The sequence below is a fragment of the Oceanospirillum multiglobuliferum genome, from assembly GCF_900167095.1.
Taxonomy (GTDB): domain Bacteria; phylum Pseudomonadota; class Gammaproteobacteria; order Pseudomonadales; family Halomonadaceae; genus Oceanospirillum; species Oceanospirillum multiglobuliferum.
This window is the reverse complement of sequence record NZ_FUXG01000014.1, coordinates 82,199-98,766: the sequence shown is the minus strand read 5'-3', so window position 1 is coordinate 98,766 and position 16,568 is coordinate 82,199. Positions and strand designations below refer to the sequence as shown.

General features: G+C 46.0%; 18 protein-coding genes. 6 read left to right on the top strand and 12 right to left on the bottom strand.

The annotated features are described in order from the left end of the window. Window positions 1-51: 51 nt before the first annotated feature. The 10 genes from B5D26_RS10930 to B5D26_RS10885 all read right to left on the bottom strand — a co-directional run bounded on the left by B5D26_RS10930 (window position 52) and on the right by B5D26_RS10885 (window position 9,225). The gene (locus B5D26_RS10930; RefSeq protein WP_078745771.1) at window positions 52-1,479 is read right to left on the bottom strand and encodes an efflux transporter outer membrane subunit; all 1,428 of its coding nucleotides are present in this window, start codon (window positions 1,477-1,479) and stop codon (window positions 52-54) included. 145 nt (window positions 1,480-1,624) lie between these two features. Next, complete coding sequence (gene moaA, locus B5D26_RS10925) at window positions 1,625-2,686, bottom strand: GTP 3',8-cyclase MoaA (protein ID WP_078745770.1); 1,062 nt, start codon at window positions 2,684-2,686, stop codon at window positions 1,625-1,627. After that, entirely contained in the window at window positions 2,683-3,162 is a 480-nt protein-coding gene (moaE, locus tag B5D26_RS10920; RefSeq protein WP_078745769.1) for a molybdopterin synthase catalytic subunit MoaE, read from the bottom strand. The genes moaA and moaE overlap by 4 nt, the downstream gene beginning before the upstream one ends. Before the next feature lie 39 nt (window positions 3,163-3,201). Next, window positions 3,202-4,026, bottom strand: a complete 825-nt coding sequence (moaC, locus tag B5D26_RS10915) for a cyclic pyranopterin monophosphate synthase MoaC (RefSeq protein ID WP_078745768.1) — start codon at window positions 4,024-4,026, stop codon at window positions 3,202-3,204. Between the two features lie 54 nt (window positions 4,027-4,080). Continuing rightward, complete coding sequence (locus B5D26_RS10910) at window positions 4,081-5,349, bottom strand: bifunctional molybdopterin-guanine dinucleotide biosynthesis adaptor protein MobB/molybdopterin molybdotransferase MoeA (protein WP_078745767.1); 1,269 nt, start codon at window positions 5,347-5,349, stop codon at window positions 4,081-4,083. Next, window positions 5,339-5,902 carry a molybdopterin-guanine dinucleotide biosynthesis protein B gene (gene mobB / locus B5D26_RS10905; RefSeq protein ID WP_078745766.1) on the bottom strand — a complete coding sequence of 188 codons (564 nt, stop codon included), beginning with the start codon at window positions 5,900-5,902 and terminating at the stop codon, window positions 5,339-5,341. The genes B5D26_RS10910 and mobB overlap by 11 nt, the downstream gene beginning before the upstream one ends. A 242-nt stretch (window positions 5,903-6,144) precedes the next feature. Then, on the bottom strand, window positions 6,145-6,813 hold the full coding sequence (mobA, locus tag B5D26_RS10900) for a molybdenum cofactor guanylyltransferase MobA (RefSeq protein WP_078745765.1): 669 nt from the start codon (window positions 6,811-6,813) through the stop codon (window positions 6,145-6,147). Beyond that, complete coding sequence (locus B5D26_RS10895; RefSeq protein ID WP_078745764.1) at window positions 6,810-7,619, bottom strand: ABC transporter ATP-binding protein; 810 nt, start codon at window positions 7,617-7,619, stop codon at window positions 6,810-6,812. Before B5D26_RS10895 ends, mobA begins: the two co-directional genes overlap by 4 nt. A gap of 46 nt (window positions 7,620-7,665) precedes the next feature. Next, on the bottom strand, window positions 7,666-8,370 hold the full coding sequence (locus B5D26_RS10890; RefSeq protein WP_200810662.1) for an ABC transporter permease: 705 nt from the start codon (window positions 8,368-8,370) through the stop codon (window positions 7,666-7,668). 27 nt (window positions 8,371-8,397) lie between these two features. Next, window positions 8,398-9,225 (bottom strand): ABC transporter substrate-binding protein, encoded by an 828-nt coding sequence (locus tag B5D26_RS10885; RefSeq protein WP_078745763.1) that lies wholly within the window; start codon window positions 9,223-9,225, stop codon window positions 8,398-8,400. Between the two features lie 279 nt (window positions 9,226-9,504). Between B5D26_RS10885 and B5D26_RS10880 the strand changes: the two genes are divergently transcribed. The 5 genes from B5D26_RS10880 (at window position 9,505) to B5D26_RS10860 (ending at window position 15,059) form a co-directional block, all read left to right on the top strand. Continuing rightward, window positions 9,505-10,950, top strand: a complete 1,446-nt coding sequence (locus B5D26_RS10880; RefSeq protein ID WP_078745762.1) for a sigma-54-dependent transcriptional regulator — start codon at window positions 9,505-9,507, stop codon at window positions 10,948-10,950. A gap of 8 nt (window positions 10,951-10,958) precedes the next feature. Then, entirely contained in the window at window positions 10,959-13,064 is a 2,106-nt protein-coding gene (locus tag B5D26_RS10875) for a sensor histidine kinase (RefSeq protein ID WP_078745761.1), read from the top strand. Between the two features lie 31 nt (window positions 13,065-13,095). Next, entirely contained in the window at window positions 13,096-14,079 is a 984-nt protein-coding gene (locus B5D26_RS10870; RefSeq protein WP_159445649.1) for an alpha/beta hydrolase family protein, read from the top strand. Between the two features lie 65 nt (window positions 14,080-14,144). Next, the gene (locus tag B5D26_RS10865; protein ID WP_078745759.1) at window positions 14,145-14,666 is read left to right on the top strand and encodes a GNAT family N-acetyltransferase; all 522 of its coding nucleotides are present in this window, start codon (window positions 14,145-14,147) and stop codon (window positions 14,664-14,666) included. A 51-nt stretch (window positions 14,667-14,717) separates the two neighbouring features. Further along, the gene (locus B5D26_RS10860) at window positions 14,718-15,059 is read left to right on the top strand and encodes a DUF6164 family protein (protein WP_078745758.1); all 342 of its coding nucleotides are present in this window, start codon (window positions 14,718-14,720) and stop codon (window positions 15,057-15,059) included. Between the two features lie 117 nt (window positions 15,060-15,176). Here B5D26_RS10860 and B5D26_RS10855 read toward each other — a convergent pair whose 3' ends face one another. After that, window positions 15,177-15,713 carry a DM13 domain-containing protein gene (locus B5D26_RS10855; RefSeq protein WP_234985280.1) on the bottom strand — a complete coding sequence of 179 codons (537 nt, stop codon included), beginning with the start codon at window positions 15,711-15,713 and terminating at the stop codon, window positions 15,177-15,179. A gap of 163 nt (window positions 15,714-15,876) precedes the next feature. On the opposite strand from B5D26_RS10855, the gene B5D26_RS10850 reads away from it, so the two are divergent. Then, on the top strand, window positions 15,877-16,218 hold the full coding sequence (locus B5D26_RS10850) for a carboxymuconolactone decarboxylase family protein (protein WP_078745757.1): 342 nt from the start codon (window positions 15,877-15,879) through the stop codon (window positions 16,216-16,218). Between the two features lie 88 nt (window positions 16,219-16,306). Here the strand turns inward: B5D26_RS10850 and B5D26_RS10845 are convergent, their stop codons facing one another. Continuing rightward, window positions 16,307-16,558 carry a hypothetical protein gene (locus tag B5D26_RS10845; RefSeq protein ID WP_078745756.1) on the bottom strand — a complete coding sequence of 84 codons (252 nt, stop codon included), beginning with the start codon at window positions 16,556-16,558 and terminating at the stop codon, window positions 16,307-16,309. Window positions 16,559-16,568: the final 10 nt, after the last annotated feature.

Here is a 16,568-nt window from a genome sequence, read left to right as displayed (position 1 = left end):
GATTAGAAGGGAATATTGTTTGAATTGTTAATATAAAACTGTTGCCAAGAATCAGAGTGTTTCAGATTGCTCGCGCTCGCTACTATTCGAAAACTGTCCGCCTAAGGCTTTATATAGGCGAATTCGATTCTGTAAACGCTGGTGCTGTAGCTCTAATAGAGAAGCTTGGCTATCAATCATTGTTTTCTGAGAGGAAAGCAGCTGATTCAACTCGATTTGCCCAAGTTGATACTGACTGAGTTGAATGGCGGTTGTTTGTCTAGCATTGTTCAAGTTTTCTTCTGCCAGTTGGTAACGATGCTGTAATGATGTTTCCGACATCAAAGCGTTCTCAACCTCGGCAAAGGCGGCAAATAGTTTTTGCAGATACTCCTTTTCAAGTTGTTGCACTTTCGCACCAGCTTGTACTTCAGCCGCGGCCAGTTTGCCTGCATTAAACAATGGCTGTGTTAGGCTGGCGATTAAGTTCCAATCAATATTTTGGTCGACAGAAGCAGACAGAACCAGGCTTGGGAAACGTGCCTTATTGGCCATTGCCATTGAGGCATCAGCGGCTAATAGTGTTAGCCATGCAGTTTGTAATATGGGTTGGCGAGAGATTAACTCTGAAGGCAACGTTTTTGTTTTAAAGTCAGGCAAAACAGGAAGCTGTAAACCTTTTGCAAGTTGGGTATTACCATCAGGATAGCGGCCCAGAAGTTGCTGCAATACTCGAACTTGCTCTGTTAAAGTCTGTTTCTGTTGGGCAATATTGGCACGCTCTTGCTGTAATGCGGCTTGTGCGCTGTTTAGGTCTATCGCTGTTTTCAAACCTCTTTGATAGGCTTGTTGAACCACGCTTAATGCGTTGCTTAAAGTATCCTCACGCTGTTGCGATAATAGCAGCAATTCTTGTTGCAGAATTAAACGATACCAAGCTGAAGCGACATCGGCAGATAGATCTAATGTGGCTCCTGCAAAACTGGTTTTAGTCGCAGCATAAGTGTAATTAGCTTGTTGCTCTTGTGCGCTTAGTTTTCCCCATAAATCCAACTCATAGCGAGCCTCTAAACTTAAGCTATTTGTTGTCGTGCTTACATTACTAGACTCTACTCGACGGGTACTTGCTGTCAGATCAAGGCTAGGGTAAACCGATGCACCTGCAATTTTAACGCTCTGCTCTGACTGTTTTACTTGTGCTGCTTTTGCTAATAGGCTGGGGTTTTTCTCTAAAGCAGTTTGTACCAACTCAACCAAAGAGAGGTCGTTGAACTGATAGATCCAACGAGTTTGCTGAGATTGTTCAAGGGGGTGGCGTACAGTAGCAGATCTGTTTGCAGAGGGTGAGCTACTGGCACTTTGCCATTGCTCAGGTACTTCTAAACTGGCAAGGTCAACAGGCTCTCTGGGCACTGAATTAGAGCAGCCAATAAGAGTAAAGGTCATTGCACTTACTATTAAAGCGCCTAGCACTGAAGGTAGCGACAGCAATTTTGACACACAAGATCCTGTTTGCTTAAAAATCACACTGGATTGAAAAGTTATTATAAACCAGCGCGTAGAGTAATCCAGCTCAGCACCTGCAAACAGCGAATTTACAATTATTTTACATAAGTCAATGTTAATGAATCGCTATGGGGCTGGCTTATCCCCCTGTCATATTCATAAAACGTAGCACCTGCACCTCGCCTTCTGTACTGAAATGATGGCGCTCTGGTTTAAGATCCATCGCTTGGATAATAGCCTGTTTCAATGGTTCAATTTGATTGGGGTATTGGCGTAGCGTTGCTCTTAAGTCAACGGAGTGCTCATTACCTAAACAGAGTAACAACCGCCCTTCAGCGGTGACTCGAACACGGTTGCAACTGTCGCAGAAATTATGGCTGTGAGGTGAGATAAAGCCAATTTTGATTTGATGTAACTGAGCCTCACTGAACTGACAAGGTGCATGAGCCGAGGCTATTCGGTAATACCGAGAGGGGCCTTGCGTGTGATCTGTACTGGCAAGCAAACTATAGCGCTGCTCTATCAGGGCGCGCACGTCATCACTGGAGCAAAAAGTACTGGCTCTTTGATGCTCGTTGATTTCGCCTAAAGGCATCTCTTCAATGAAACTGATATCGATCCCTTTTGCTAGAGCAAACTCTACCAGCGACACAACCTCATCATCATTACGCCCCTTTAAGATCACCGCATTCAGTTTGATGCCTTTAAAGCCCTGTTCGATGGCGGCCTCAATGCCTTTGATGACCTTATTCAGATCGCCAATTCGGGTGAGTTGTTTAAAGCGTTCAGGGATTAAGGAATCCAAGCTAATGTTCAATCGTTTGAGTCCTGCTGCCTTGAGTGCTTTCGCATAAGTCGGCAACTGAGACCCATTCGTGGTCATGGCAAAATCGGTGATTTGAGGTAAATCACCAACGGTTTGAACCAGTTGCAGCAGATCCCGTCTCACCAATGGCTCACCACCAGTCAGACGAATTTTATTGGTGCCTAACTCGGCAAAGGCTTGGGCAATAAGTCCAATTTCTTCAAGGGTGAGCACTTGCTCTCTTGGGAGAAAGCTCATGTTCTCACCCATGCAATACACACAGCGAAAGTCGCAGCGATCGGTCACAGAAAGGCGCACATAGCTGACTTTTCGACCAAATCGGTCAACCAATGGGGTATGGGGAGAGTGAGACAATGGCGCATCAACGCGGGTCATTTTGAGTGCTCCCAACGTGTTCTAGCCTGTTGATCGGACGCCCTTGCACTGACCCAATAATTCCCATGTTGGGTGTTCTCTTTTTTCCAAAAAGGGGCTTCTGTTTTCAGGTAGTCCATGACAAAAGCACAAGCGTCAAACGCATCCTGACGATGAGCAGAGGCCACCATGACCAATACAATTGGATCAGCAGGGCGTAAACAGCCGACACGGTGCACAATGGTCAGTGCCTGAATCGACCAGCGCTGACAGGCTGACTCAGCAATATTAAGCAGCGCTTTCTCCGTCATACCGGGGTAGTGCTCTAACGTGAGAGACAACACGTCAGGCTTCTCATTAAAGTCGCGCACTAAGCCCGTGAAACTAACAATTGCCCCAATATCACTGCGGTTGGCGGTAATCTGTTGCTGGATAGCGGCAGTGTCAAAGCCAGCTTGCTGTACAGCGATCTCAATTATGGCAGCCTGATGTTCCATCTCTTTCCCCTTGTTTCAGTGGTCTTGGTGAGGGTGCAATTAACCGCCGGTAACGGGTGGGAAGAAAGCTACTTCATCACCTGCCGTAACCCTAGCTTGACGCTTGACCATATTTTGATTGATCGACATCAACAGGTTGTTTGCCGCCAGTGCTGCTTGCCAATCAGGCTGTTGCTGCTGAAGGTGCTGTAACACGCCATCCAAGGTGTGAGCCTCAAGTTGGCTTAGCTCAATCCACTGCTGCTCGCAGCCCAGTTGCTCCTTGAGCTGTGCAAAAAAGCGCACTTGAATACTGTTTGCAGGTGCATCTGTTGCGGGGGCTGTGGTGTAAGCTGCGGAGGTTGAGGCTACCGCCTCTGTATGGGGATGTTGCCAATGACCCGAGCGCCCACCTTTTTTCTCTAGTACTTGAATACCGCTGATGACCATGGTTTTGTCCACGGCTTTACACATATCAAACAGGGTCAGAGCTGTGACAGAGGCTGCGGTTAGCGCTTCCATCTCAACCCCAGTCTGCCCGGAAAGCTTGCATAATGCTTCGATACGGATGCGGTTGTGCGCTGGCTCTGGATAAAACTCAACGGCAACCTTGGTCAACAGCAGCGGGTGGCATAGAGGGATTAAGTCGCTGGTTTTTTTTGCCGCCTGAATACCGGCAATACGCGCCACGGCTAAAACATCCCCCTTTTTATGCCCGCCATTCAGAATTTGAGCCAAGGTGTGCGCCTGCATCTGCACATAGGCCTCTGCGCGTGCTTCGCGGAACGTCACAGCTTTGTCTGTGACATCAACCATCGAAGCGTTGCCCTGAGCATCTAAATGGGTCAAGCCTGAGGGATGTTGTGTTTGAGCTTGGTCGGTCATGGGGAAACTCTCTTGTTATTCTGCTATGCGGTCAGGTGTTTTAAAGGGGCGTCGCTAAAGTAGATCGGCAAAGGGGTGAATAATCAGCAAGTCACCCTCTTGAACCCTTGCAATGGGGTCTGGAATTTGAATTAAGCAGTTGGCCTCAACCATTGAGCGTAAAATACCTGAGCCTTGGCTACCCGTAGTACGCACAACTAGCTGACCACCTGTATTGACGCTGAATATACCTCGGTGAAAGTCAGTGCGACCCTCACGGCTGCGCATCGTCTCTGCTGCAATGGCAGGGAGGCTTTGAACTTGCCAGTTTTGCTCACCTTGCAGCTGACGTAATGCAGGTTGCGCCAGTTGCAAAAAAGTCACCATCACCGCGACTGGATTGCCCGGTAAACCTAGAAAAAGCGCCTGAGTTTTATCGGTCTTGTGAATGTAGCCAAATGCAAAAGGACGTCCGGGACGGATATTCAAACGCCAAAAGGCAGTCTCACCAACCTGTGCTAAAGCTGATTTGATATAGTCTGCATCTCCGACAGAGACACCGCCTGATGAGATCACTACATCCGCCTGTTGAGCCGCTTGACTAAGGCCCTGTGCTAGCGCGGCTTCTTGGTCGGGTAAAATGCCCAAGTCAATCACTTCGCAATGCAGCGCTTGTAATAAGGCGATCAGTGAAAAGCGGTTGGTGTCGTAGATGCTGGCAGCGGGTAAAGGCTGGCCTTGTGCAACCACCTCATCACCCGTTGAAAAAACAGCCACTTTTAAGGGGCGATAGACCTCAACCTGCTCAAGTCCTAATGAGGCGATTAGCCCCTGATGGGCTGGCCGTAAACGTGTGCCGCGTGTGAGTGCGACCTGCCCCTTACTAAGATCCTCTCCCGCCTGACGAATATTGTCATGGCGCTTGACCTGCTCAGTGGCATTAAATCTGACGTGCTCTCCATCAAGCGTACACAGCTCTTTCATCACTACCGTATTAGCACCTACAGGAATAGGGGCGCCCGTTGTGATGAGTACTGCCTCACCCTCATTTAATACACCTGAGAAACCTTTTCCGGCAAAAGCACTGCCAACCCGTTTGTACGTAGCAAGTGCGCCTTGTCCTTCTGGAATCTGTATAGCAAAGCCATCCATTGCGGCATTGGTTTGAGCAGGCACATTGATGGGTGAGATCAGGTCTTCAGCCAGTACTTTTCCACTCAGTTGCTCGATATGACAAAGCTGATGCTCAGGCGGTGTAGCAGAGGCTATCTGGTCCAGTAACTGTTGACGCCCTTCATTCAGGCTCAATGTTTTGGGACTAAGGTCAAAACAACTAACCGACATTGCAAGTCTCCTGAAGTTTTTGACGCTGCTGTTCAATCTGAGTGATAACAAAGGCGGTGATCTGCTCGGCATTGCCTAAATCTAAGCGTGGCAGTGCAGGGCATTGTTCGGTGAGACGCTTGGGTTGATTGGTGGCAATGGCAATAATATTGGTGTCGGTCTCCGCCAAAAGAGGCTTACCCATTGCAGGACGGTGTAGCTCGATTTTATCGAAGGTTTCTGATTTAAACCCCTCCACCAACACCGCATCGAGTCGATGCAAAGGCAGAAAGTCAATCACCTCATGCAGCTTAGGCTCTCTGCTTTGGTCATAGTCGAGCATCAATGCAAGGCGCTGACTTGAACAAATTAGCATTGGGCTAGCACCTGCTTTACGCAGTTCATAACTGTCTTTGCCCGCTTGGTCGACCTCAAAGTTATGATGTGCATGCTTAACTACCGCAATTCTCAAGCCAGTGGCTTTTAACAGCGGCAACACTTTTTTTAATAAGGTCGTTTTACCTGTACCGCTAAATGCAGCAAAACCTAAAACGGGAATTGGAAACATTGCCATTCAGCACACCTTGATTATGCGTAGAGTCGCTTAAACCTTGCGGGGTTATCGCAAGTAATATTCCAAAGTCGTGCTGAACAAAGTCAAAAAAGCTCCGAAAAGCTCCAGATCGTATACTGAGAAATGCCAGTATAGACATTAGGGGGACAAAAAAAGCGGGACTAATCTGAAGGGCTATTACTAAATCTTGCGTAGAAGAATACGCCGTTATGTAAAATATTCCGACCGATAGCCGGAAAGCATCAGCAAGCGTTTATTTTGCTTTGTAATAGCTCAAACTCTTGCAACTCTTCAGAGGTGTTCAAATTCATTAGTGGGGGGTATGCCATTTGCTCGGCAAAACTGACCACAATCATACGGTGCTGCATAAACCAACGGTCTATTTTACGCTTACCATCATTGAGCCATTGCTCCAAGCTTGGGGCTAATGTGCGTTTTACCAATGCCACTACGGGTTGTAAGTATTCACCATCATGCGCAACAGCAACATCAGCTTGATTCTCAGTGGCTGCATTATATAAACGTTTTATTAATTGGCTGGGTAAAATAGGGGTATCGCAAGGTAAAAACAGCACCCACTCAGTTTGAGCATAAGTCAGCCCTGTTAACATCCCCATTAATGGGCCTTGATAACCCGAATGAATATCTTCAATGACTGGAAAACCTAAGCTTTGATACTGTGCCAAATTACGATTGGCATTGATCATGATGAATTGTACGTTGGGTTGAATCTGCTTAATAATATGTTGAACCATTGGTTGGCCAGAAAAGTTAACCAAGCCCTTGTCTTGCCCTCCCATACGTTGTCCTTGACCGCCTGCTAAAATAACGGCGGTAACATCGCTCAGTATCGCAGTAGATTTTGAGGGTTGTGCTGTCTTAAAACCGCTGCTGTCATTTTGGGGTGTCATAGTGCTACATCCATCTGATGGGGTTGGCTTACGACAGCACTCAACTTATTTACATTAGAGGTTTGGAGGGCTGTCAACTTTGTGGTCCCTGTCGTTGAATTAGCAGCATAAACCGTGCCTTCTTTGATCATCCAGTGTGCATTACAGCAATCGGTCAGTGATGTATGTTGGTGAGAACTGATCATAACTGCTGAATTTTGTTGAATTAAATCGACAACTAATGCCGTGATTAGATGTATTGAATCTTGATCCAAGTTTGCGGTTGGTTCATCTAGAAGTAACACTTTGGGTTGTAACAACCATGCACGAAGTGCGGCGATACGTTGCCTTTCTCCACCTGAAAGCGTGTTTGCAGGTTGGTGCTGAAGCGCGGTTAAACCTGCAAGCTCTAACCCTGTGGGTAGTCGCTGTATTGCCAGCTCTCGTTTGTTTTTGGGTAATGATTTAATTACAAATAACAAATTATTTAACACAGTCCCCGCAAACAGATAAGGGCTTTGATGCAAGTAACAGCATTGGCCTCGCTGCGGCTTTTGAGTACGCCAAGGTAGGCTGAAACGATCTTTTTGCAATACAGGAAACTGAATAAAGCCTTGCTGTAATGGCTCTAACCCCGCCATTAAACGCATTAATGTAGACTTGCCTGCACCGTTATCACCGCTCAGCAGAATGGTTTGGCCTTTCTGCCACTGCAACTCATTGAGTTGAAACAGCAAGGTTTCCTTGTGCCAGCGGTGCTGTACATTTGAGAGCCGCGCAATCAGCGATATATGATCATGGTCATCAAGAAGTTTGTTTAAAAGCATAATGGTTTTAGCCTGTCTTTTATTGTTATTCTAATTTGTGCTTGTGTTATCTATGACCAATCTGCCCTTTGCCACGCAGCAGTGCCATCCCTAAGTTGAGCATCATCGCCAAAATGAAAAGCACTAAGCCGAGGGCTACACCTTGGGCATATTCCCCTTTTAGTGTTTCAAGTGCGATAGCGGTAGTGATGTTGCGGGTATAGTTTAGAATATTGCCGCCCACCATCATGGCACAGCCAACTTCTGCAATAATACGAGCAAAGGCTGCTACCAACGTGGCCATTAACGCAAAGCGAATCTCATGCATTAGAACCCATAAGCAGCGTAAAGGATGAGCGCCTAGCATTTTTGCAGTTTCCCAGGCTTTTTTATCCGCGCCTTGAAATGCTGAGTGGGTCATGGAAATCAGAAGTGGAAGGCATAATAGCACCTGCCCAATGATCATTGCGTCTTGTGTAAACAACAAGCGCCAATCCCCTAAAGGCCCACTACGAGAAAGCAGCATAAAGAGAATTAGACCCACAACAACCGTCGGCACTGCCATAAAAGTATGTACAATTGAAAGCACTAGCCATCGAGCTGGAAATTGGCAATAGGCCAATAAAAAGCCAATGATTGTTGCAGGGACAACCGAAATTAACAAAGCAGTGAGTGAAACACGAAAGGAAACACCAATAATCGTCCAAAGGGCGGTATCACCAGAGACTAACAGTTGCACCGCTTGTGAAAAGGTATCAACGAGCGTGATCACTACACCACCTTAATTTTATGAGCGTGATTACTTAGCATCAGCGGTGAACAAAGCTTCACCATTGATCTTGAAGTTATTGATTTTTTCCTGCGCTGCTTTGGATATCAGCCAGTCACTTAATGCTTGAGCACCTTTTGTGTTCAAACCTTCATGACGCTTAGGATTAACCAAAATCACTTGGTATGGGTTGAATAAGCGTTTGTCGCCCTCTGCCACTACTTTCAGGTCTACCTTGTTTTTGTAAGCCAACCAAGTGCCACGGTCAGTTAATGTATAAGCTTGTAGTTCAGAGCTAATTTGTAGCACCTTACCCATGCCTTGACCCACTTCACGGTAGCCTGAGAAAGTAGGTGCTACTTCCGCAGCCTTCCACAAGTTAAGCTCTTTTTTGTGGGTGCCAGAGTCGTCGCCACGAGAGATAAACATATTGTCTGTTACAGCGACTTTTTTCAGTGCTTGAGCGATGTCTTTCGTGTGGTTTACTTTAGCTGGATCTTTTTTAGGGCCAACCAAAACGAAATCGTTATACATCAGACCACGTGGCTGTATACCTGCGCCATCCTCTACAAATTTTGCTTCAGCTTTAGGTGCGTGGGTCATCACTAAATCCACATCACCATCACGCCCCATACGTAAAGCTTTGCCCGTGCCAACAGCAATGACTTGTACGGTAGCGCCATGAGATTTTTCAAACTCAGGTAATAAGTAATCTAATAATCCAGAGTTGTAAGTGCTGGTGGTTGTCGCTAAGCGAATAATACCAAGCTCTTGTGCCAACGCTTGTACCGAGAATACCGCGAGTAAAGCGGTTAGGGTGAGCTGTCGTAATCCACGACTTAACAGTGCTGTTTTCATTCTGTCCTCTTTGAATGCCCCAAAAGGGGATTGTTTGTTATGATTAGCACTGCTGAAGAGCAAGATAAGTGCCAGCGCTAAGCATCTGCGCTACACACCAAGCCTGCTAAGGCTTTAAAAGAGCATTTTTTAGCAACAAACTGATTTAGCAAGAAAATATCCAAAGCCAATTGGGACAAAATGTCCCGATATTGGGTCTAAGGGTCATAATGATGCAGCAGCTGTGCATCAACAAACCCTTAAACTTTATTTCACTTGATTACAGTGTACTGATGACTTATGAAATCGCTGGAAACTAATATAAAAAATGTGACCAAAGAGTCAGAGACTGCGCCGCCCAGCTCTTTATTGACCAATACACCTGCGGTTTCAGTTTTGATTGTGGATGACGAACTGGGAATGCGTAGCTTTTTAGTTAAAGCACTAAGTCGGCGTTTTGCTTTAGTTGAATCCGCAGAAAGTATTGAAAGTGCTGAAGAGATTCGTAAACGTTGTCACTTTGATTTACTGATCTGTGATATCAAGCTTCCGGGGCGCTCAGGTATTGAGTGGCATGAGGCTTTACAGCAAAGCGAGCGGCGCAGTGACATTATTTTTATGACCGCTTACGCTGAACTGGAAACCGCTATCGAAGCATTAAGAGCTGGTGCCAGTGACTTTATCTTAAAGCCATTTCGTTTAGAACAGATGATGGCGGCTATAGACCGCTGTTTAGAACGCCGTTTTCTAGCACGAGAAAATTTTGTTTTAAAACGAGAGTTAAACGCTGTTTTCAATGGCAATAGCGCAATGATTGGCGAAAGCCAAGTGATAAAAGATGTTGATGCTATCATTCGTCGTGTTGCTCCCACACCATCAGCTGTGCTGATTGAGGGGGAGTCAGGTACAGGAAAAGAGCTGGCGGCTAGAGCCCTACATCAACACAGTGGCCGCACCGGAGCCTTTGTACCTGTCAACTGTGGCGCCATCGCACCCGATATTTTAGAAAGCGAGCTATTTGGTCACACAAAAGGAGCATTCACTGGCGCGCAAAAAGCCCGCGATGGCTTATTCAACTATGCCAGTGGCGGTACTTTATTCTTAGATGAAATTGGCGAAATGCCTCTAGTTATGCAAGCCAAATTACTACGGGCGCTTGAACTAAAAGCGGTACGCCCCGTGGGCAGCGAACAAGAGGTTAAGGTTGATGTGCGAATAGTGGCTGCCACTAATCGTAATCTTGAGCATGAGGTAAAAGAGGGGCGCTTCAGAGAAGACCTTTATTATCGCTTAAATGTATTAACGCTAACCCTACCGCCATTAAGAGATCGTCCAGAAGATATTGCCGCTTTGGTACATTGCTTCTCTCGTAAACTCTCCCGTGAGTTAGGCTTACCCCCCGTGCCTTTCGCCCATGAAGACATGGCATCTATGATGGCTTATCACTGGCCGGGCAACGTGCGCGAGCTCAAAAACTTTGTTGAGCGCTGTATCCTTTTGGGACGTTTACCAGTGAACAGCTTCCCAGAGAGTCAAAAGTCTGCACCCGCTTCAGAATCAGGTGCCTCTACCCGAGGCTACTCTAGTGAGTGGGCACTAGAGCAGGTTGAAAAACACCACATATTACAAGTGCTTGCAGATCATCAAGGAAATAAATCCAGCGCGGCTCGCCAGTTGGGCATTTCTCGGAAAACGTTGGATCGAAAGTTGCAGACATGGGAAGAAACCAGCCTATCTGATAGCTAGACTCTCTTATGCGCACCTCAATTCGTTTGAAAATACTGGGGCTAACCTTAACCCCAGTTATCTTGATCTTAGTCACACTCATTGGTATGACCAGCTACTGGGCGAGTACTTACTCAGCCGACCAGCTTTATCGCAAAGTGCGTGCAGATCTGTCGGTTGCCAAAGGTATTCTGGCCATTCGCCAGCAACAAGACCTCAGCACCTTAAAACAACTCAGCCAACATCAAGTTTTACAGCAAGTACCCTTGCTTGATCCTATGGCGCAGCAACAGTGGCTCTCAATTTATCAGCTCCTCGACGCTTATAAACAGATCCATCAACTCGATTTTGTGCGCCTGATACCTGTTTCAGAAGTGGCGCATTATATTTTAGAAGAGAGCAGCTTAGCCAAAGTGGCTTCAAACATCGTGCATGGTGAGGCCAAAGCGGGCTTGCAGCTGATTAGTCCGCAAGAGATGTCGGCCATTGCACCTGAGCTAATCCCTCAAATGCAAATTGAGCTGCAAAACACACCTAGAGCAATGCCTACCCAAAAAAGAATTGAGACCCGTGGTTTGTTCATCCGCACCCTTCATCCTGTCCAAGTGGACGGCAAGGTGGTTGCCATACTGGATACTGGCCGCTTACTTAATCGCAATAATGCCTTTGTCGATCAGATTAGAGATTTAGTGTATCAAGCTGGTACTTTGCCAGAGGGTGGTATTGGCACTGTGACACTATTCTTAGACGACACGCGCATTAGCACTAATGTGCCCCGTGATTTTAATGATACTGACGTGCAGTCAGAGCAGGGCGAGTTTACAAGGGCGCTGGGAACAAGAGTGTCTCATGATGTAAACAAGAAGGTGCTGCAAAAAGGCGAAAGCTGGGTTGATCGTGCCTTTGTGGTCAATCAATGGTACATCTCTGCTTATGACCCCATAGAAGACTTTTCTGGTAAACGTATTGGTATGCTCTATACCGGATTTTTAGAGCAACCTTACACCGACATTTACCACAAAACTTTAATTGAGCTAATAGGCGCAATCGCTGTCGTTACCTTCATCTCGTCAATTTTGGTCTTGCGTAGCGCAGGATTAGTGATTCACCCGCTTAAACGTATCCATAGCGTTGTTCAGGCCGTTAAGCTAGGGCGGCGTCAGCGAATTGGCATGATGGAAAACCATGACGAATTTAGCGAGTTGGCTGAACAGTTTGACCTAATGCTAGATCTACTAGAAGAGCGTAATCGGCAAATTCAGCAAGCCGCAGAAGTGTTAGAGCAAAAAGTACAAGAACGCACCCAATCACTACAAGATAAAACCCAAGAACTACAAGAACATATACACCTACTGCAAGATACTCGTGCGCAACTGGTCACTAAAGAAAAGCTAGCCGTACTGGGAGAGTTAACCGCAGGTATCGCCCATGAGATCAATAACCCCGCCGCCGTAATACTAGGCAATATTGATCTGCTACAGGCCATTCTGGGGCAAGATAGCCAACCCGTTGAAGAAGAAATAGAACTGATTGTACAGCAGGTTTATCGGATAAGATCGCTTATCAACAACCTACTACAATACAGCCGTCCAAGCGAATATACCCAAGCGATGGCCAGTATCAATATCAATCCTGTAGTAGAAGAAACCCTTGTTCTAGTGCGCCATACCCTTGAAAAACAAGCGATGCAAGTTAAGCTGCACCTGAATGCTCAACAGCAAGTAGAAGCAAACGTACAGCAACTACAGCAAGTGCTGGTTAACCTCATTATGAATGCCGCTAATGCAACTGAAGGAGCTGGCTTAATTGAGATTGAAACAGGTGACTGGGTGGAAAAGGGTTGCATTGAGGGTGTCTTTATTAGAGTGCTGGATCAAGGGGAAGGGATTACAGAAACAGCACTACCACATATTTTTGATCCATTCTTCACCACGCGAGACAATGGCACAGGGTTGGGGCTATCGGTCAGCTATGGCATTATTCGCCGTTATGGTGGCGATATTCAAGTGAGTTCAATACTAGGGCAAGGCTCCACTTTTACCGTTTATCTACGTACTAAAGCTGAACTCACCAATAGTGACGAAGCCACAACGCAGCAACTGCTCGCAACCTTGGGAGAAGTGCAAAGGGGTTGAGCCAGTATTTCTATCGACATAAGGCGCTATGATGAATAAACGATACCTTTGGAGATTGCTGACACTCTTGGTTATGACATGTTTTGTGATTCCCTATAGTGGCGCGGAAACCCTAGTGTTCAAACAAGGTGATCATAGCTTATCTGGGGAGTACCTTGAGGCCACAGGAGCCAACCCCTCAAAGGCGGTAATTCTTTTTGTGCATGGGGATGGGGCAACCTCTTATAACGCAGAGGGTTACTATGAACTCATCTGGCAACCACTCAGAGAAAAGGGGTATGCCATCTTTAGTTGGGATAAACCAAGCGTAGGGCAATCAACGGGAAATTGGCTTAATCAGTCAATGGCAGATCGGCAGTTAGAGGTTCTCGCTGCGATTGATGCCGTTCAGCATCAATATGGTTTCACCGCCGAAAATACGGGGTTACTAGGTTTCAGCCAAGCGGGCTGGGTGCTACCCGCTTTAGCCAATAAGCCAGAAAAAGTAGGCTTTATGATCGGCATTGGCTTTGCGGCTAACTGGGTGGAGCAAGGTCGCTATTATACCCAAACTCGCCACGAACTCGCTGGCAGCAGCCCTGATCAAGTAGCCGCTGCCTTAGCGGCTTATACTGAAGAGATTACTTTTTTTAAAGGAGCACCAAGCTACCGAGAATACGCTCAGTTCGCAGGTCAAAATGCAATGTCTGAAGCGCGCTATGCCTTTGTGTTGAACAATCACCTAGCAGATGCAACGCAGGATTACGCAAACATTAACGTACCTAGCCTGCTTTTGTGGGGCGATAAAGATCTAAATGTTAATGCCCAGCAAGAGTTTCAATGGTGGCAAAACCAAAGTAATCCGCTGATCACCACAAAGTTAATCGCCAATGCAAACCACTCTATGCTTGATGCAGAATCATTTGATGAACAGAGCCTAGACTTTAAGCAATGGCTCAAACTGATGTGGTTAGAGCAAGAGGCGCTCGCAGCAGACTTTTTACCCACCCTGATGACTTGGTTAGACAACAGATAAACAACCAGCAACTACCCAATCTACTTAAGTTTTTTAGCTAAACAGACACGCATAATAAGGCTTAAATGAACATCACAACCTACACCGATGATAAGGCAAAGGAGATTGCTGAACTGTTTTATCAAGCTGTGCACGCCATTGCACCTTCAGTGTATAGCGCAGAGCAAAAAGCCGCTTGGGCATCAAGCCCCATTGATTATGCAGGTTGGTCATCCCGTCTAAATAAGACAAAGCCATTTATCGCCATCATTGACAATCACGTGGCTGGATTTATCGAACTGAGTGCAGAAGGGTATATCGACTGCACTTATACCCATCCTAACCATCAGGGGCAAGGTGTAGCATCTGCCCTATACGAACACCTGCTGGCACAAGCAAAGATAAGCGGTATAAAACGCTTATCAGTGGATGCCTCACTGATTGCCAAACCATTCTTTGAGCGGCGTGGTTTTTCTATCATTAAAAAGAATGAAGTACAGCGAAACGGAGTGTGCTTGGTTAACTTCTCAATGGAAAAGCACCTGACACCTAGTGCGCAATTGGAACTTGATAGGAGAAAGGTGACATCTAGGGGTGAACAACGCTAATATCCCGCCTTTACCGACATCTTCACCTATTGATTGCTCCAAGGAAACAACGTGGCCAAACTGCTGTTTAAACTCAACGCCGTGACCGAAGAAGAAGCTAATTTTGTACGGACTCGTCTTGATGAAGCAGAGGTAAACTACTACGAAACCAGTCAAGGGCGCTTTGGTATCTCACTGGCGGCGATTTGGCTGAGGGATGAAGAGGACTACGAAACGGCTAGGGCGTTACTGGATAGTATTCAGCAAGAATGGCTAGAAGAGGTACAGCAGCACCCCATACCCACAACGGGGCAGCGTTTTATTGAAAACCCACTACGTTTTATTCTGACCCTGATTGCCATTATCGCAATCGCCAGCTTAACCCTGATTCCGTTTATGGATGCGTTTGAATAAGGGAACGGCCTTTCGCGTCGTTTTTGTAGCGCTGATGAAACGGCTTTTCAGAGATCAGATAATGCAGAGCCTGTTCAATTGACAGCCCCTCTTGAGGCGTTTGTTAGGTGTGGGAAATTATTGATATCTAGCTGCCGTAATAAATTCGCCAAACGTTTCACACCATACAATGATTGAACTATATCTAGATATGTCGATGTTTTGTGGTATCTCAACAACAAAGTTTTCGAAAGTCTTAACATCACCAACACGAACCATGTTGTCTTTCAACCGATTAAAATCAGACTCTGTCTCAACAAACTCTTTTGACAAGTAAAGCTTGTAATCAGGACCAGGAGCAAGACGCCCAGTTAGTGTAATGTAATCTGGACCAATGGATACCTGCCCCTCTCCCCAATGAAAAGAATCACTGCCTTTGAGCGCTTTCTTAAAAATAGCTGAATACTGTGCACCGGAAGATAATCGAGCCACTTCTGATACGGTCGGTGATGTTGGTGCAATAAGGATCGGCAACATATAAATCCCTAAAGCAAATCCGAACGCTCCCACAGATAAGTGCGTGATTAAAAATAAAATAATTGTTCTTAATTTCATAAAACTCATAACCTCAGTAACACCTAAACAGCCGCTCATTCCCTGTTGTTTATTTTCCATTATAGGAAAATTCGGACACCCATTCACTTATGGGTGTCCTGTTTTCTTGTTCTCTTAAGCACAAAGTAGAGAAGATCCTTTTATTTAGATCTTTCTTAATTATAATTAGCAAAACCAAGCAGATGCTTGGCTTTGTCGATTTACATTAACTAGGTTATTTAAGATGACGAAAAGCTACAAACAGATCAATCAAGATCAGCAAGCTATGGGTTCTGCTTACAAAAAAGCCAGCACTGAAACCATGAGCGCGTTTATTGCACTTCATCAAGCTGCATTAAAAGAGGGTGCATTATCGGTTAAGCATAAAGAGCTAATGGCAACCGCCATTGGTATTGCTGCGCGCTGTGATGGCTGTATCGCTGCGCATGTTGCAGCGGCTTTGCGTGCGGGTGCAACCCGCCAAGAGCTGGTCGAAACCATTGATGTTGCTGTGCTAATGGGTGGCGGCCCTTCTGTTATTTACGGTGCGCAGGCTTTAGCCGCAGTAGATGAGTTAGCTCAATAATCTCGACATTGATTCATCCTGAGCATGGCCTCTTTTAAATAAAGAAAGCCATGCTTTGCTTGAACCTAAGCGCCGTATGAGGGATTGGTTACTTTTTCTTCTTCAAGCTACGTAAACGATTTACGCCTTTCTTGCGTTGAGCATGTGTTAGCTGCCACTCTTTTTTCAACTGCTCTCGGCCCTTTTTATCAGCGCACTGCTCATGAGCAGCTTTCAAGTTCAGTTCATGCTGACGCAGCTTTTTGATGACTTGTTTAAGATATTTTACTTTTTCTTTACGCTTGCGCTCTTCAGAGCTGAGAAAGTTTTCAGCTTGGCGAATTAGTTTTTTAACATTCATTGTTAGCCTC